Below are 16,793 nucleotides of genomic sequence, written 5' to 3'. Positions count from 1 at the left end.
AAAATGGCGCGGAGTCGCTGAGCAACATGTCGCGCGATCTGCTCGTAAACAGCTGAATTTCTTAAGCAGGGTGCCGGCGCAGCGTCACACGATGCGCCGGCATTTAACAACAGACCGCTGATGTAAAGATTCGCCTATCCGGTGTATGCCGCTTGTATGGAGCGCCGGTTCCGGTAGGAGACGTACCCGCTTCAGCGCAGCGGTTCCCGATTGCAAATCTCGGATTGGAAGCGCCGTGCCAGCCCGGCAGCAGTAGCAACGCCAGGTAAGGCCAGGAAGTGGCATTCACAAAAGCTCGCTCGTTCGGCGGAAGTTTATCGACTTCGGCGTCAGGAGGCGAGCGGTTTGCCGCGGTGAAGGCGTACGTCAGAAGCTTTGCGTGAGGCACGAGACAATGCTGGTGCGCGGATTCCGTCGCGCAGCCTTCTTCACCCAATCGCGAAGGATCTTTACATTCGCGCGATACCCGCGATCGCACACCTCTCTGTAGAGCCGGGTTGCGTTGCGGCAAACTTCAAGCCATCGCCTCCGGACGTAGTCAGCATGGGCGTTGGCCGGATTTCCGTGAAGACCTTGCGTTCTCATGTCCCAGGTTGATTGTCTTCCACCCATTTCCGTATGGTTTTAGGGGCGACTCCAAACTCGCGTTGGATCACCTATAGCCTACACCCGATGCCATACAGTCGGGTGCCGCCAGTCGACTTCTGCTGCGGCACCAGCCCGAGCCAAGCGGCGAAATCGCGACCGCACTTGAAGTTCTCCATCGGCGGCGCAAAGATTTCGACGGCAAGGGGGGCGATGGGACCGACACCAGGCATGGTCTGCAATCGCCGCGATGCTTCAGCTTTCCTGGACAGCGCGTCGATCTTCTTCTTCAGTGCGGCGAGCCGGTCGGTCAACTGATCGATCTGGTCCAAACAAGGCGCAACAGATCTCGCGCACCAGACCCGGCAATGTGTATTCTCGCCCTCGACGACCTGTGCCAGGCGCCCCACGTAGCCGATCCCTTGCACAGCAACATGGCCGAATGCATAGAGATGCGCGCGCAAGGCGTTGACCAGTTCGATGCGCTGATTGACCAACTGCTCACGGGTGCGAAACACGATCGACCGGTACTGCTGCTCCGCTGCTCCTCGGTCTCTGCCGCTTGATGTTTGACATAGCCAGGTGCGATCAGTTTCGGCTGATGGCCAAGCCGGATCATTTCGAGCCCAGTGGTGGGAACTGCCGCACGCCTCCATCGCCACGATGCATGCCGGATACTCTCGAGCCTTCCCGCCAAAGTCTGTTGCAGCGAGTTAAAGGCGGTGAACTGGAATCCGTGCACGTCATCCGCGGACGGAGAAAAGGTCTATGGATCAAGACCATAGATCACAATCCTACCCTCTTCGAACACATGCCATGAATCATGGGGCATTATGAAAGTCGCTCCAACAAGCCCTTGATGTCGAACTCCAGAAAATCGTATTATCAGGAGCGCTTGTGCGTGACTCCCACAGCATCGAGAGCCGATTTTCCGGGTCTGTAGCCATAGGAATCCGCCAGAAAGATTGCGTCGAGAGCCGGCTCAATCCGTTGTTTTACAACGTCAACCGCTCAATTCGAGAGCCCTCAACCCGCAACCTGATATTGCCGCACCGGATGGCGGACCATCGCATCGATGTCGATGCCGTCGAGGATCCAGTGCAATTGCTCGGTCGTAAGCGTGACCACCGCTGCCTCCCGGCGCGGCCACCGGAACTTGTCCTCGGTCAGCCGCTTCAGGACCAGCACAAAGCCCGACCGATCGAAGAACAGGAGCTTCATCCGGTCGCGACGGCGATTGCAGAACGCAAAAACCGCCGGAGCAAACGGATCGAGCGCCATCGTCTCTTGGACCAGAACCGCAAGGCTGTTGATGCCGGCCCGGAAGTCGATCGGCTCGCGGTGCAGGTAGACTTTCAGGTCAGCGCCCAGTCTGAACATGCCCCAGTGCTCCGATGGTCGCCGTCAACGCATCCACATCACCGCATTCCAGCGTCAACTTCACGCCGTTCGGCAGCGACGCGCTCACCTTGGCTGGAGAGGAAAAAGGCGCTGTCCTTTTCGATGCCGACCTACGTGCCCCATCGCAAGTCCCCGGCAAATCCACCGCAGCCATGCTGCTCTGTCGCAGCAAGGCCCGATCGGAAGTGCTTTCAATCTGAACCGGGATGAACGCCGATGGTGGGGGCTGTGGGAGGGACTGGGTCTCCGCCCGCTTCTGTATCCACTTCCGAAGAAGGTTCGCATTGACCCCATGTTCGAGCGCAAGCCTCGATACCGACACGCCAGGCTCAAGACAGGCCGAGACAAGACGGTCCTTCGATGCCGGGTCGTATCGGCGTCGCCCGTCCCGACCGACAAGCCTCACCCGCAGTTTCTGCTCATCTTCTTCCATCACAAGGTGTCCACCTATTTTGGTGGACACCTCATGCATCAGAGCACTCAACAGCAAAAGGTGCGGGGAAATTCGCGCTTACTTTACAACCGTTTGCGCCATGCGGTCCGCCACGGTAGGCACCCCGAGGATCCGCTGGCCTCCACTCTACTTCGGAATGGAAACGGCGCGAACAGGCAGCGGGAAATAAATGCCGGAACTCATTCGGTTCCAGATCTTATAGAGCTTGCTCTCCAAGTCGGATTCGAACTGCTCCATCGTCACTCCGTCGACGCCAGCTGCGCCACCATTGGATCTCACCTGCAGATATCTTTCGTACACCTCTCTCCTGTCGACGTTGAATGGCTTGTTTGGCTGGTTCATCGCCGTCCTCATGTCGCCAGTTGCGACGATGGCCAACCCACCTGATCCGCTCCCTTCGCTCCAACCCCATTACGAGCCTTCGTCCCTAATACGGATCGGTCCGTCCCAGTGCTCCGCTTCGGTATTCTCGCCTCACAGTCTTCTCCGCTTGTGCTTCTCCCTTGGCATCGGGAACGACTGGTTCCTGCAGTTCCGCGGCAGCGCCTGCATTCGAACCACGCCTCCTCAACGCCGGTCGCCGCCTGCCCGCCCGGTCACCAGGCTTCCGGCGGGCTGATCCCAGAGGGACGACACACCCCTGGTTTTGACGACGATTTACGAATGAAAATGAACCCATCGATGAAGCGTCGTCACGTGACATCTCTCGGAGGCGCATCCGTTCGGGTATCTCCCGACTGTTAGCTTCAACGCTCACGACCACGCCTTCTTAAGCGAAGCCGCTCGAAGTGATTTGAGACCTACGCCTGAAAGCCTGAAAGTCGATCCCGAGGAGCGTTCCCTCATCGCTGCCGCAGCTTGTGCTCACAGACGCTCAGATCATCTCGATCATCCCTCCTGTGTGCTTCTGCAGCACACTGTTATCTTCATGGATGCGGGCCGGATCGTCGAAGAGGGCAAACCGCACGACTTCTTCACCAAGCCGCGGCACGAACGAACAAAGCTATTCTTCAGTCAAATCTTAAGCACCGAAGTGGCATCCAATCGCTGTTGATTTTATATAGCGACGACGGACAGGCTGCTAAAGCCGCATAGACCCTGTTGTGGTCGATCAGCACGTATCTTACCCGAGTCAAACGTCAGCCGCGGTCGCGCCGAACCAACCCATGGAAGGCGTAGCTCAGCAAATACCAAGTGGCGAGGAAAGCAAGGCATTCTAAGGCGAAGCTACCAAGCTTGTAGAACATCTCAGCGACAACGAACGCGATCATGAAGGGCGCTAGCTCGCGCTTCGCCATGCCGCTTACTCCGATCACCTGGGTCAGTGAAAACATATTCGTGCTCCTTTTTGCCAGCAATGAACAACCGGCCCCGCCTTGATCGTCCGTCCGGGGCCTCAGCGGCGCGCGGGGCATTCCGTGCTCGAGAAGAATCTTCAGCCGGACACAACCTCGCCGCTAGAAGAGAAGATTAGCGCCGCCGCTCTGCGGCGCGTCGGCGGAGCCAACCGCGGCCCACCAAGATCGCTGCGACGGCAAGCGCGCTCGCGACGTATAGTAACTCGGTCGTGCCGTCGCCTCCATCAGGAGCCACTCCGAAAATCCGCTCGATGAAATCCATGTCTGTCTCTCCTTTCGTGGATGAATGCTCACTGAACGATATCGAACCTCAAGTAACACCTAAGCCTTGCCGGGCCCCGAGCAGCTCGACGCCGGCGCTCTTGAGCGCGACATTGAGAGCATTAACGTCATCCTTCTCGAGCTGGTCCAGTTTTTTGATCTCGCTGTCGACCCGTGCCGTGCGCTTACCGTGGGCGCTGCATCTGCGATGGCGACTAAGTCGATGAGGCCGATCAGCGTTTCATTCAAGCCAACTGGGTTGCGGACGTCTCGCGGTGTCTCCCGCTTGATGTCGACCAGCGTTCCCTCGATTGCCTCGAGCCGCCCGAACAGTGCTTGCGTGCCCTCGACGAGCCATTCGTCACTACTGCCCAGCCGCTTCTGTATATCCGCGAGCTGCCGCTTCAGGAGCCGGATGCGATTGACCATTTGATTGAGCGACGAGAGCTTGCTGACCAACTGTTCTATGAGCGCGAACTGCTCCTCAAAGTCCTTTTCCGTCGTGGCAAGGCGGGGATCTTTAACCACGGTAAGGTCGACCGTCTGGCACTTTCCATTGGTCTGCAGCTCAACCTTGTAGCTGCCGGGAACCACCGCCGGGCCGCTGGAATCGCTGCCGCCTGGCACGAGAGGCTCATATTTCAGCGTCACCAGCGACTGGTCGAGCTTGGCCGGCCCCGGATGCCTAAGATCCCACAGAAAGCGGTTGAGTCCTGCCTTCGTGCCGGGCTTCTTATCAAAGGGCGCATCCTTGTCGGCGCTAGAGAATGCGACGATGGTCTTGCCCGTGGCGTCTTGGAAGGTGAGCTTGACAGGCTCCTCCGCCTTCTTGGCCAGCCAGTAATAGACGATTGCCCCGTTCGGCGGATTCTCGCCGCAGTCGAGATGGAGGCAATCGCGTCGTCCGTCCTCCAGCTCCACGACCTCCATGCCGCCGCCAATGTCCTCGCAGTAGCTCATGCCCGCCTTGGCGGAACCTATACCGGCCCAGTAATTGAGCTTGGTTCGGATCGCCGGGCGCGGGCTGACCAACAGCACGTCCTTCTGATCCACGGCCAGCTCGCGCAGGGGCGTCACGTCGTCGAGGATCCACAAGGACCTGCCATGAGTGCCGGCCACGAGGTCGCTTCCCTTAATCTTGAGATCGTAGACCGCGACCACGGGCAAGCCGCCGGCCATGCACGACCAATGCGCACCGTCATCGAGACTGAGGAAGACTCCCGTCTCGGTGCCTACGAACAGCAGGCCTGGCCGTACCGGGTCGGCGCGCACCACACGGGTGATCTCGCCCTTCGGGAAATCGCCCACGATCGACTGCCAGCTCTTGCCCCCATCCCGGGTGCGGAAGAGATAGGGGTGATAGTCGGCGAGCTTGTAGCGCGTGGCCGCTACATAAACGGTATCGGCGTCATGCGATGAGATCTCGACGCAGCCAACATAGGCTAGCTCGGGCATGGCTTCAGGCGTGACGTTCCTCCACTCGGCCCCGTCGCTCCGCGTCACATGGACGAGACCGTCATCGGTGGAAACCCAAATCTCGCCCTTGCGGTGCTGGGATTCGACGACCGAGGCGCACGTCGCATGCACCTCACAGCCGGAGTTTTCATGCGTCAATCCGCCTGAATAGTCCTGCCGAGCCGGATCGTTGAGACTGAGATCGGGCGAGATGGCGGTCCAGCTCGATCCTTCGTCGCGGCTGCGGAAGACGCGATTGCCCCCGGCATAGAGCACGTTCGGATCATGCGGCGAAAAGGAGAGCGGAAAGGTCCAGGCGAAGCGGTAGCGCATATTCTTCGGCGCGATGCCGGTCGACGCTTCCGGCCAGACATTGACGAGGCGGACCTGCCGGGTGCGGTGGTCGTAGCGTTGCAGAGCTCCCGCTCCGCCCGGGCTGTAGCCGATGGCGCCGCAATAGACGATGTCGGGATCCTCGGGATTGACGGCGATGAAGCCGCTCTCGCCGGTTCCCGGATAGGTACAGTCGCCGAGGGTGATGACGCCCCATTCCGAGGCGCTCGGGACCGAAATAGACGTGTTGTCCTGCTGGGTGGCGTAGACCCGATAGGGATGCCGGTCGTCAATGTCGATGCGATAGAGCTGTGCCGTCTTCTGATTGTAAATCGACGACCAGTCCCGCCGCCATTGAAGGTTACGCAGGCACCGCCGTCGTTGCCTCCGATCATCCGCTTGGGATTGACTGGGTCGATCCAGAGATCGTGGTTGTCGCCGTGTGGAGTAGTCACCTGGGTGAAGTTCGCCCCGCCATCGGTCGATTTCCACATCCGCGAATTGGTCACATAGACAGTATCGGCGTGCCCGGTGTCGGCGAAGACATGGGTGTAGTACCAGGGACGATGGATCAAGTCGCGATTGCGCGACACATGGATCCAGCGGTCACCGTAATTGTCGGTGCGGTAGAGCCCGATCTTGTCGTCCTCTGCCTCGATGAGTGCGTAGACGCGCCCACGCAGCGCCCCCGAAACGGAAACACCGATCTTTCCGAGTACCCCGCCCGGTAGACCGTTCCGCTTGGACAGCTCCTCCCAAGTGTCGCCGCCGTCGAGCGAGCGAAAGATTCCGCTTCCGGGCCCGCCGCTATTTAGGTTCCAGAAACTCCGTCGCGTTTGCCACGTCGTGGCGAAGAGGACGCGTGGATTGTGAGGATCCATCGAGACATCGACAGCGCCGGCGTCGGGATTGCGGTAGAGGACCTTCTGCCAAGTCTTGCCGCCGTCTTTGGAGCGGAACACGCCCCGTTCTTCGCTGGGCCCGAACGCGTCGCCGAGCGCCGCGACATAAACGATGTCGGGGTCGTGCGGATGAACGCGGATTTTGCCAATATGGCGGGTCTCTTTCAGCCCCACATGAGTCCAGCTGCGACCGGCATCAGTCGACCTGTAGATGCCGTCCCCGTAAGACACGTTGCCGCGGATCGTCGTCTCGCCCATGCCGGCATAAATGACATTCGAATCGGAGCGGGCGACTGCAAGCGCGCCGACACTGGCGCTCCCGAAGTAACCGTCGGACACGCAGCGCCAATAAATGCCGCCGTCGACCGTCTTCCACACCCCGCCTGCGTAGGCGCCAAAGTAGAACACCATGGGATCGTTGGGGTCGCCCGCAACCGCCACAACACGGCCTCCTCTGGGCGGTCCGATGCAGCGCCATTTGATGGCTTCGAGGCTCCTGGGGTCAGTCACATGGGTCTGCGTCGGCATTGCAACTTCGCTTCCGGTGGTTAACATGGGTTAGTTAATGCCTCAGTTCTTCTCGTCGGGTGGTTTCTGGTACCAGACGTAAATCATCGTCGCAGTCGTGGGTCGAGCGCGTCTCTAAGGCCGTCGCCAATATAGTTGACGCTCAGGACTGTGAGCGAGATCGCAATCCCCGGCCACAGCACTAGATGCGGGTAAACCTGCATGTATCCGATCCCGTCATAGAGCAGTCGTCCCCAGGTCGGGAAATCCGGCGGAAAGCCTAAGCCAAGAAACGACAGCGTGCTTTCCGTAATAATTGCCGTGGCGATCCCGAGAGTGGCTGAGACAATGATCGGTGACATGATATTGAGCAGCACATGGCGACGGATAATCCGGTGCGGTGGGGTGCCAATGCTGCGCGACGCCAATACGAATTCGCGCTGCTTGACGGCCAGCACTTCGCCCCGAACGATGCGCGCAGCATGCATCCAGCTCGTCACGCCCGTGATCGACACGATGAGCATAAAACTCCCCAGATCGCGCCCGAGAACGTTTGCCACCACATCGCGGAACAGCATCACTGCGATCAATAGCAGTGGGAGTACCGGCAATGACAAAAAAAGATCGGTGAGCCGCATCAGGGGCCCATCGAGGGATTTGAAGTAACCGGTAAGGACACCGATAAGCGTGCCTATGAAAATAGAGATGATCATCGCCGTCAGGCCGACGGCGATCGATATGCGACCGCCTGTTATCATTCGCGCGAGTAGATCGCGCCCAAGTTCGTCAGTGCCCAGCGGATGGGCCCAGCTTGGTCCCGCATTCATAATGGTGAAGTCGATATACGTAGGGCTTACGCGCCAAACGAAGGGACCGAAGACAACACCGATGACAATCAGTAAGAAGACAGCCCCCCCGGCGAGCGCGCCCTTGTGGGTTTTAAACTGATCCCAGACGTCCCACCACTGATTGCGCGACGGCGCCTCGAGCAACATTGGTTCCACGCCGCCGATAGGGTCGGTATTTGGTGTTTCCGAAACAAGCGCCTCGGCAGCTTCTTTCGGCTCGTTGTGGCTAAGCAGCTCAGTCATAGCGAATCCTGGGATCGAGTACCCCGTAGAGCAGATCGGCGACCAGGTTGAAGACGACGATCAATACAGCGAACATAAAAGCCAGCGTCTGCACCATCGGCACGTCGTTGGCGTAGATCGCAGTGATCAGGAGCTCGCCGATTCCGTTCACCTTGAAGATCTGTTCGGTGACGATGGCCCCGCCAAAGACGCTTGGAAGTCCGAGCGCGATGACAGTGACAACCGGGATCATCGAATTGCGTAACACGTGGATGAAAACGACCACATTCTCGCTCATGCCCTTGGCACGCGCCGTGCGGACATAGTCCTGACCGAGGTTATCGAGCATCGACGAGCGCAAATAGCGGCTGATGGAGGCGGTAGTTTGGACCGCCAGCACCATCACGGGCATGGCCATCTGCCGGAGTTGTTCAAGGAAACTACTCCAGTTGTCGGCAGCGAGATTGGTGTTGTAGATCGTTGGAAGCCAGTCGAGATACACGGCGAAGAGGAGGATCGCCAAAACGCCGGAGAAGAAAGATGGCACGGCAATACCGAGCAAAGACAGGAGTGTGCCAATCTGATCGAAGATGGAATATTGCTTGCAGGCCGAGACGATACCGATTGGTAGAGCAACTAGCACGCCGACGAAATAGGCGAGGCCGACGACCAACAGCGTCTGCGGAAGACGCTCGGCGACGACGCTGAAGACCGGACCGCGCGTTTGCCAAGACATGATGCGCTGCGTACCGTCCGAGAAATGCGTCCCGAACACAACGTCGAAACAATGCAGCGGCTCGGTTACAAAGAACTGCTTCAGCCAAAGGAGATACTGCACTATCAGCGGTTCGTCCATACCAATAGCTTCACGCATCTTCGCGCGCACTTCAGGCGCAAGTGTAAGTGGCAGTTGTGATAGCGGATCGCCTGGCGCGAGTTTGAGCAGCGAGAAGATTACGAGGCTGATCAAGAACAGGGTCGGCACCGCTAAAAGCAGTCGTCGGATGGCATACTTGAGCATGCGTTGCACCTATTGCTGCCGGCCGGGGCGATGCTCGCGGCCGGCATGGGAGATGGAAAGCCACGCGCCATTGCGACGCGCAGGCAGTCTCACTTGCTGCGGTACCAGTCCTGAGCGTTCCACAACCTGGAATCCCAGGGGTTCATGACAAGACCGGCCAGCGTGTTGGAAACCCCCGTGACGTCGCCGCGCCAAACCAGCGGCATAATCGCGTAACTCTCCGTTAGAATGGTGCTGAGCTTTTTGATAATCTCAGCGCGCTGCTCGGCGTCAGCGGTTTTGTCGAGCTCTGTCACTAGACTGTCGTAATCCGTGTTGCAGTGGCGCGGGATGTTACTCCCTAGCCACCGCGTGTCCGGCCGCGGTGCCGCGCTACAGATGTATGCTGCGACATATCTGCCGAAATTGGTCCCGCCAGCATAGTCGGCCCACATCTCAACGTCGGCATAGAACTTCTGGAATGTGTCCGGATTGCCCGCATCGCTGCCGAAGAAGACCGAAGCGTCGATGCTCCTCAGTTCTACGTCAACGCCTACCTCGTGCCACCACTGTTTGATGATCGCCTGGAACTGGTTGCGCACTGCGTTGGTCGTGGTCACCAAAGTGAGCTTCAGCTTTTTGCCGTCCTTCTCCCGGAAGCCATCCGGACCTAGCCTCCAGCCCGCCTCGTCAAGAAGCTTTTTGGCACCCGGAATGTCCTGCCCCAAGCAGCCCGTATCGCCAACGGCAAACATCGGCGGCGCCGGAATAAAGTCGCATGTGGGCTTGCCCATGGAGCCGTAGCCGATCTCGCTCAATTTCGCGCGGTCTAGCGCCAGCGACAGAGCCTTGCTGACGCGAAGGTCGCTGAGGATTGGGTGTGGATGTTTCGCAGTTGAACGCTCCTCCGGCGGGAGACTGGGCGAAGGATCGGTCAGGCTCATAAAGAGGAATTCGACTGACGTGCCGAAGGCCAAGAGGATATTGCCCTTGGCCCCTTTCTCCATTTCGCTCAGCACATCCGGGGCGATCTGCAAATTCGAGGCGTAGTCATATTCGCCCGTCTGCAACACTGCACGGGCTGCGCCGAGGGCATCGCCGCCCCCTTTGAGGTTGACCTCGGCGAAAGCGGGCTTGTTCGGATCGCGGTAGTTCGGATTGGCCTTTAGCTGAACCGCGTCATTTGCCTTGAAATTGGTGATGACAAACGGCCCAGTCCCGATCGGATAGAAATTGGCTTCCGTGCAGGTCTGCGCCCTTTCGCCCAGGCAGTCGGCGAACTGCTTCGCCTGGATGATCGGTGACCACGAGCTGACGAAGGGGCCGTAGGGCATCGGCGTCGGCCCCTCGAAGGTGACCTTCACCGCCAGATCGTCAAGCGCCTCGACCTTCACGACACCCTTGAAGCTGTTGACGCCGCATCCAACATTCGGGGCCATGCAATAGTTCGCAGTGAAAACCACGTCCTTCGAGGTGACCGGCGAACCGTCGGACCATTTGAGGTCCGGCTTCAGCTTCCAGGTGATCGACTTGAGGTCCTTCGCCACACCGCCGTTCGCCACCGTGGGGACGTCCTGGGCAAGACGCGGGTACAGATCACCGTCCTGGTCGTAGCCTGCCAGCGGCTCGAGCACCAGCGAGGCAGGAGTGGAGTCTTTCTCGCCTCCCGACAGGTAAGGGTTCATCGTCGAAGGGGCCTGCCACTGTAGGATGTTCACGGCGCCGTCTGTGCGACGGTCGGCAAATGCAGGCGTGACGAATAGGGTCACCGTGACCCCCGCCGTTAGAAGTGATGTCAATCTCAACATTCTGTTGTTCTCCTCTTTTTCAAACCTCGGCCTGGCTTATTCCGGCCTTGTTGCCTCACCAAATCCGTCCTCTTTGTGATCGCCGACGCGCTAACGCAGACTTCCTGATAGGGATCTCGCTTCCACTGCTTCACTCGGCTCTATGGCAGGCGACCCACCGCTCGCCGGTCACCTTTCGCCATGCCGGTTGCTCTGACGTGCACCGGTCGAACGCGACCGGACAGCGGGTGCGAAATCGACAGCCCGAAGGCGGATTGGCCGGGCTCGGCACATCGCCCGTCAGGATGATGCGGTGGCGCGCACGTTCGACCCTCGGATTCGGCACTGGGACCGCAGAGAGCAACGCCTTCGTGTAGGGATGTATTGGGTCTCTGTAGATGAGGTCGCGTGGGCCGAGTTCCATTACCTTGCCCAGATACATCACCGCGACATTGTCACAGAGGTGACGAACCATTGAAAGATCGTGGCTGATAAAGAGGTATGTCAGCGAGAACTGCCTCTGAAGGTCTTTGAGGAGGTTGACCACCTGGGCTTGGATGGAGACATCCAAGGCGGCTATTGGCTCATCGCAGACAATAAAGTCCGGATTGAGCGCGAGCGCCCTGGCGATCCCAATGCGCTGGCGTTGGCCGCCAGAAAATTCGTGCGGATAGCGGTTGGCGAACCTCGGATTGAGACCGACGGAATCGAGCAACCCGTGAACCCGGTTTTCCTTTTCCTTGCCTTTCAGTGTGCCGTGCTCGTTCAGCGGTTCGGCAATGATGGAGCCGACGGTCATGCGCGGATTGAGACACGCCTGCGGATCCTGGAAGATCATCTGCATGCGCGGGCGGATCCGGCGCAGTTTGTTGCCCTCTAGGTGCGTGATGTCTTCGCCATCAAACACGATGCGGCCTCCGGTAGCGTCGCATAAGCGCAAGATGGCACGGCCTGTCGTCGACTTGCCGCAGCCGCTCTCGCCCACAAGCCCGAGCGTCTGGCCGCGTCTGACCTCAAGGTTCACACCATCCAGCGCTCTGATGGCACCAGCTTGGCGCCCGAAGACACCCTTGTATGTCGGGTAGTGCACGGCCAGGTCATTGACGCGGAGCAGGACTTCGTCCCGGCTTTGCTGTGCTTCTCTGGTGAGGATACTTGGCTCAGACATCGTCGCGCGGCCTCTGCTCAGTTACGTCCCACCAGCAGGCAGCTTCGTGACCATCTCGCACCGCCATCAGCGGCGGCCTCTCCACGCGACAGCGATCGAAGACATGCGGACATCGTGGCGCGAAGGGGCAGTTCGTCGGAAAGGCGGTTAGGTGTGGCGGCTGGCCTACGACACTCTTCAATCGCTCCTGTCCCGCTTGGTCGGGCCTCGGCAATGTCTCCAGAAGTGCGCGTGTATAGGGATGACGGGGATTTGCGTAGAGATCGTCGACAGAGGCGCACTCGACAACGAGCCCGCCGTACATGACCATTACCCGATCGGCGATCCCGGCCACCACACCGAGATCATGGGTGATCCAGATGATGCTCATGCCGATTTCCCGGCGGAGCTTCTTGACGAGCTCCAGGATCTGGGCCTGGATCGTCACGTCAAGCGCGGTCGTCGGTTCATCGGCGATGAGTACCTTTGGCTTGCAGGCAAGTGCAATGGCGATCATCACCCGCTGGCGCATCCCGCCGGAGAACTGGTGGGGATAGTCGTTTATCCTGTCCTGTGGCGAGGGGATGCCGACGAGGGAGAGAAGCTCAATTGCACGCTTGCGCGCCTCGCCACGGCTGAGACGGAAATGCTTGCGCAACGGCTCCATCAACTGGTAGCCGACCCTCAAGACCGGGTTGAGCGATGTCATCGGGTCCTGGAAGATGAACCCAACCTCGCCACCGCGGACCTTACGCATTTCGCTTGGGTCGAGCGATAAAAGATCCCGGTGCCCGAGACGCACCCTTCCGGACACGATTTCGGCAGGCGGAGACGGCAGAAGCTTCATGAGCGACATCATCGTAACGCTCTTGCCTGAGCCGCTTTCTCCGACGACGCCAAGCAGTTCGCCGGGCTGAAGTTCAAAGCTGATGCCGTTAACGGCGTGGAGCGTGGTTCCGCGGGATGTGAAAACAATCCTCAGGTCCGACACCTGCAAGACCGGCGCGCCGATTCTGTGCGCTATCGCCTCCACCAAAGCTACCCCCTCGGTTCGCTGAACGCCCTCCACCTGAATCCCGGATAGCTCGGCCCGTGTCATCTCAACCTGTGCCGCGCTTGTTTCACGCAGAACAGGCAACTGAACCAATAGCTAAATCCTCACTTTTCTTTTCGATTGTTGGCCGGTGCTTTCGATTATGGCGGGATGAGCGGGCACCATTCGCGTCTTTCATTGACCATCAACAGACGGGCGATCTGAGTCAATTATAGCTTTTATATTGTCGTCATCTTAAAGCGAGATGGATCAAGCCTGATGTCGCTTAGCAGAGATGGGCTGGTTGACGCCCTCCCTTGGCGGCGAAAGTGCCATGAGTATGTGGCCTATGAGCCACGAAGCGGAAGGACGAGGAAATGAGGGATACGATGATCGCGGTGGATTTGCCAAAACGCGTTATCCATGTCCACGGTGCGTCAGTGACGGGGCATTTGAAGTTCCGCAGAAGCTGACACGGCCCCGCGGTTCACCTAATGGTTAAGAGATAATCGGCCGGTCGGCTGCTGGAGCAGTGGGATTGATGCGGAGCAAAGCGGCGAAGCGCATCCTTGTCCATATCCGCGACAGCAATGTTCGCGCTTTGCGGGCATAGTGAGTTCGCCATCAGGCGCCGTATGCTTGTATGCGGTTGTTCCTCGCGATCGCAAAACGATGATGCAGCCAATGGGCGGAACTCCGGGCCGGCGGCCCATTCTACGGACGCGGCGATCGGGCTGACTGCCGCGCCGGATCCTTTTCAGCAGACCTTTTCCGGCCCGCCGGAGCGCGCGGCGCACCGCTGGAGTTCGACGCGCGGCCGGATCGGGTTTCAAGGCGGCAGGGTCGCGGTCGAACGTCCACGGGTGAGGACCGTCGACGGGCGAAACGATGGCGATAACGAGCTGGGATCGTGTGGTTTCGGCAGACCGGCTCGGTCACTGGATGATGAACCTGATGCTGATCAATGTCTCGACCCGTCGGCTCGGGTGGGCGGTGCGGCCTTTGCAGGCGACGTGCCAACGGGTCATGGCAGCGATGGCGCCGCTCAGCGGTGCACCACCGCCGCTGCATGCAGCGCCTGAACGAAAGCGTACAGCGCCTGCCAATGGTCACGAGCTTTTTCTGATTCGGGCCAGGCAGAATTGACGGCGATCACAACGTTGTCCTCCGGATAAACGTAGATCGCCTGGCCCGCGTGGCCCCGCGCCGCATATGCGTCCTTGTATATCCACCAGTAGTAGCCATAGTCCGTTGCGCCGTTCTCGTCCTCGAATTCGGAAGGAAGGGTCACCTGCGCGCGGGTGGCGTCGGCCACCCAGCCGAGTGGCACTACCTGGACCCCATTCGACTTGCCGCCGTCCAGCATAAATTGGCCAAAGCGGGCGTAGTCGCGCAAGGTCATCGAGAGAGTGCCGTCGCCCCCTTCGAGACCGTACGGACTCACTACCCAATAGGCCGGTTTTTCCATTCCGAACGGCTTCCAGAGCTTCTCGGCGAGGTAGGCCGACAAGTATTTGCCGGTCGCCTTTGACACCAGGATGCCCGCCAGGAAGGCGTCACCGTTGTTGTAGACGAACTTGGCCCCTGGGCGATCGGCTCGCGGCAGGCGGCCCAGATATGCGGCTGGATCCTCTTTCGCAAACGGCCACACCCAGATCTGAGAGCCGTCTCCGTCGGGATTGACGTAGTCCTCGTCAAACTTCACGCCGGAGGTCATAGTTAACAGCTGGCGGATAGTCACACCGTCGTAAGCGCCACCCTTAAGCTGAGGGATGTAGTCGGCGACCAAATCATCCATGCTCCTTATGTAGCCATCCTGAATTGCCGCGCCGACCAGAAAGGCGGTGACTGTTTTGCCCACCGACTGCGCAAGCCAGACATCATCGGCTGTGCGCCCGAGACCATAGCGCTCCAGAAGCACCTCGCCGTTCTTGAGCACGATGACACCTGAGGCTCGGTGCGCCTTCATATAGGTGTCAACGTCCATGGCTTGGCCCTTCCAGGTCCACCGCGGCGAGATTTGATGAATAGCAGGTGGGAGCGGATAGACACTGTCAGCCCGTGGCACCACGCGGACAGGCGAATGTTCGCCCCAGTTGCGATAGTACTGGATTTGCTGGTCCGGAGACCATGAGGAAGTGAGTTGATTAAGTTTGCACATGCGAAGTTCCCTGTCGGTGACACGACTCATTCCCGCACCTGAGATGCGAATTGGAGCCCTTTTTGCAGCAGCTGAGAGCGCTAGTTCGAGATGTCGTTTGCTTAGTTCAGCCTGTTCCATCGGACCAGGAATCAACAAGAACAGAATTGAGATCATGGCCATCTAGACCTTAGATGGCATCGGCATAAGAACGTCGGACCGAAGCCGGTCAAACGGGACAGCAGTTGCCGAAGGCGACATGACCATGCACGTGATCAAGAGGCTCGAACGTCAGGGCTCACCGACATGCAGGGCGGGAAGGAAGGTTTGCAGAAAGGCTCTGTTGCAAAAAATCCGTTCATACCGGAAAGAGCGCCGAAGATTTTCAGCGAGATTTTTGATGAGCGATTTCAAGTGGCGTCATTTTGAGGGTGAGATTGTCCTTTGGGCAGTGCGATGGTGTTCGCGTTATGGCGTCAGCTACCGCGATCTTGAGCAAATGATGGGTGAACGGGGTGTAGCCGTTGATCATCCCACGATTTACCCGCTGGGTACAAAAGTACGCGCACGAGGTTGAAAAGCGGCTGCGCTGGCACGGGCGTCGTCCGCAATCGAAGAGTTGGCGCGTTGAGAAACCTATGTGAAGGTTCGTGGCCAATGGGCATACCAATTCGGCAAGACGATCGACTTCTATCTGTCCCCCGACCCGCAATGCCAAAGCGGCCAAGCGCTTTCTCGATAGGACCTGAACGGCCTGAAGGACTGGGAAAAGCCAACCGTGATCAACACCGACAAAGCTTCGACTTATGGCATCGCCATCGCGCGATTGAAAGCCGAAGGCAAATGCCCGAGAGAGCTTCTGCATCGGCAGGTCAAATACCTAAAACAATGTTGTTGAGGCTGATCACGGCAAGCTGAAGCAGCTGATCAGACCGGTGAGAGGGTTCTTGACGCTAAAAACGGCCTATGCGACGATCAAAAGCTTCCAGGTCATGCCGGCTTTGCGCAAGGGCCAGGCTGCGATTTTCAACCTGACGGGCGACATCAGTGGAGGGGCCCGTATCTTTGAACGTGCTTTTGACATCGGACCGAGCGCGCTGACGGAGGCAGTAGCACTGCTCGCTCAGAATCTTGAGGGTCAGGCCGCGTGACGGCAGAGAACACGGGACCTCCCCAACCACCCGGATCTTTTGCAACAGAGCCATTATATTCACTACGGCGTTTCATCCCTTGCGAAAATCGGAAAGTCTGGCGCGGCGCAGTTCCAACTCTGGGAATTGGGTGCGTCCTGTTCGGCGCGTGGGGGAGTTCCGGAGATCGGGAGAATGAGATTCCGGCCTGGTCGCGGCGGCGGGACTTG

13 protein-coding genes and 3 pseudogenes are annotated in these 16,793 nt (G+C 59.0%); 2 read left to right on the top strand and 14 right to left on the bottom strand.

The features are described 5' to 3' along the window. Positions 1–656: 656 nt before the first annotated feature. The 13 genes and pseudogenes from NKI18_RS30360 to NKI18_RS30300 form a co-directional block, all read right to left on the bottom strand. Positions 657–1,103 carry a transposase gene (locus NKI18_RS30360; RefSeq protein ID WP_353021625.1) on the bottom strand — a complete coding sequence of 149 codons (447 nt, stop codon included), beginning with the start codon at positions 1,101–1,103 and terminating at the stop codon, positions 657–659. A gap of 508 nt (positions 1,104–1,611) precedes the next feature. Further along, positions 1,612–1,965 (bottom strand): IS66 family insertion sequence element accessory protein TnpB, encoded by a 354-nt coding sequence (gene tnpB / locus NKI18_RS30355; RefSeq protein ID WP_014761846.1) that lies wholly within the window; start codon positions 1,963–1,965, stop codon positions 1,612–1,614. Next, entirely contained in the window at positions 1,946–2,419 is a 474-nt protein-coding gene (gene tnpA / locus NKI18_RS30350) for an IS66-like element accessory protein TnpA (protein WP_353021623.1), read from the bottom strand. Before tnpA ends, tnpB begins: the two co-directional genes overlap by 20 nt. Positions 2,420–2,500: 81 nt before the next feature. Then, positions 2,501–2,794 (bottom strand): annotated as a pseudogene (locus NKI18_RS30345) (group II intron reverse transcriptase/maturase); the annotation flags it as partial. A gap of 785 nt (positions 2,795–3,579) precedes the next feature. After that, positions 3,580–3,774 (bottom strand): hypothetical protein, encoded by a 195-nt coding sequence (locus NKI18_RS30340; RefSeq protein WP_353021621.1) that lies wholly within the window; start codon positions 3,772–3,774, stop codon positions 3,580–3,582. A 136-nt stretch (positions 3,775–3,910) separates the two neighbouring features. Beyond that, complete coding sequence (locus tag NKI18_RS30335) at positions 3,911–4,060, bottom strand: hypothetical protein (protein ID WP_353021618.1); 150 nt, start codon at positions 4,058–4,060, stop codon at positions 3,911–3,913. Positions 4,061–4,119: 59 nt separating this feature from the next. Beyond that, positions 4,120–5,673, bottom strand: a complete 1,554-nt coding sequence (locus tag NKI18_RS30330; protein ID WP_353021616.1) for a WD40/YVTN/BNR-like repeat-containing protein — start codon at positions 5,671–5,673, stop codon at positions 4,120–4,122. Next, the gene (locus tag NKI18_RS30325; protein WP_353021613.1) at positions 5,670–7,277 is read right to left on the bottom strand and encodes a WD40/YVTN/BNR-like repeat-containing protein; all 1,608 of its coding nucleotides are present in this window, start codon (positions 7,275–7,277) and stop codon (positions 5,670–5,672) included. Before NKI18_RS30325 ends, NKI18_RS30330 begins: the two co-directional genes overlap by 4 nt. Positions 7,278–7,360: 83 nt before the next feature. Continuing rightward, positions 7,361–8,251, bottom strand: a complete 891-nt coding sequence (locus NKI18_RS30320) for an ABC transporter permease (protein WP_353021628.1) — start codon at positions 8,249–8,251, stop codon at positions 7,361–7,363. 88 nt (positions 8,252–8,339) lie between these two features. Further along, the gene (locus NKI18_RS30315) at positions 8,340–9,347 is read right to left on the bottom strand and encodes an ABC transporter permease (protein WP_353021610.1); all 1,008 of its coding nucleotides are present in this window, start codon (positions 9,345–9,347) and stop codon (positions 8,340–8,342) included. 89 nt (positions 9,348–9,436) lie between these two features. After that, complete coding sequence (locus NKI18_RS30310; RefSeq protein ID WP_502900792.1) at positions 9,437–11,131, bottom strand: peptide ABC transporter substrate-binding protein; 1,695 nt, start codon at positions 11,129–11,131, stop codon at positions 9,437–9,439. Positions 11,132–11,264: 133 nt separating this feature from the next. Next, positions 11,265–12,281, bottom strand: a complete 1,017-nt coding sequence (locus tag NKI18_RS30305; RefSeq protein WP_353021606.1) for an ABC transporter ATP-binding protein — start codon at positions 12,279–12,281, stop codon at positions 11,265–11,267. After that, positions 12,274–13,407 (bottom strand): ABC transporter ATP-binding protein, encoded by a 1,134-nt coding sequence (locus NKI18_RS30300; RefSeq protein WP_353021603.1) that lies wholly within the window; start codon positions 13,405–13,407, stop codon positions 12,274–12,276. The genes NKI18_RS30305 and NKI18_RS30300 overlap by 8 nt, the downstream gene beginning before the upstream one ends. Positions 13,408–14,078: 671 nt before the next feature. Here NKI18_RS30300 and NKI18_RS30295 point away from each other — a divergent pair. Then, positions 14,079–14,327, top strand: a pseudogene (locus NKI18_RS30295) (IS256 family transposase); the annotation flags it as partial. Between the two features lie 11 nt (positions 14,328–14,338). Here the strand turns inward: NKI18_RS30295 and NKI18_RS30290 are convergent. After that, positions 14,339–15,280 (bottom strand): serine hydrolase domain-containing protein, encoded by a 942-nt coding sequence (locus NKI18_RS30290; protein ID WP_353021601.1) that lies wholly within the window; start codon positions 15,278–15,280, stop codon positions 14,339–14,341. A gap of 553 nt (positions 15,281–15,833) precedes the next feature. On the opposite strand from NKI18_RS30290, the pseudogene NKI18_RS30285 reads away from it, so the two are divergent. After that, positions 15,834–16,584 (top strand): annotated as a pseudogene (locus NKI18_RS30285) (IS6 family transposase). Positions 16,585–16,793: the final 209 nt, after the last annotated feature.

The sequence above is a fragment of the Mesorhizobium sp. M0800 genome (genome assembly GCF_040320095.1).
In the GTDB taxonomy this organism is placed as follows: domain Bacteria; phylum Pseudomonadota; class Alphaproteobacteria; order Rhizobiales; family Rhizobiaceae; genus Mesorhizobium.
This window is presented reverse-complemented; position numbering and strand designations above follow the sequence as displayed.

What these genes read in the sequence shown, in the direction of transcription:
- tnpB (WP_014761846.1), bottom strand. Translation starts at nt 1,965, where the DNA reads ATGTTCAGACTGGGCGCTGACCTGAAAGTCTACCTGCACCGCGAGCCG.
- tnpA (WP_353021623.1), bottom strand. Translation starts at nt 2,419, where the DNA reads ATGGAAGAAGATGAGCAGAAACTGCGGGTGAGGCTTGTCGGTCGGGAC.
- NKI18_RS30340 (WP_353021621.1), bottom strand. Translation starts at nt 3,774, where the DNA reads ATGTTTTCACTGACCCAGGTGATCGGAGTAAGCGGCATGGCGAAGCGC.
- NKI18_RS30335 (WP_353021618.1), bottom strand. Translation starts at nt 4,060, where the DNA reads ATGGATTTCATCGAGCGGATTTTCGGAGTGGCTCCTGATGGAGGCGAC.
- NKI18_RS30325 (WP_353021613.1), bottom strand. Translation starts at nt 7,277, where the DNA reads ATGCCGACGCAGACCCATGTGACTGACCCCAGGAGCCTCGAAGCCATC.
- NKI18_RS30320 (WP_353021628.1), bottom strand. Translation starts at nt 8,251, where the DNA reads ATGTTGCTCGAGGCGCCGTCGCGCAATCAGTGGTGGGACGTCTGGGAT.
- NKI18_RS30315 (WP_353021610.1), bottom strand. Translation starts at nt 9,347, where the DNA reads ATGCTCAAGTATGCCATCCGACGACTGCTTTTAGCGGTGCCGACCCTG.
- NKI18_RS30305 (WP_353021606.1), bottom strand. Translation starts at nt 12,281, where the DNA reads ATGTCTGAGCCAAGTATCCTCACCAGAGAAGCACAGCAAAGCCGGGAC.
- NKI18_RS30290 (WP_353021601.1), bottom strand. Translation starts at nt 15,280, where the DNA reads ATGGACGTTGACACCTATATGAAGGCGCACCGAGCCTCAGGTGTCATC.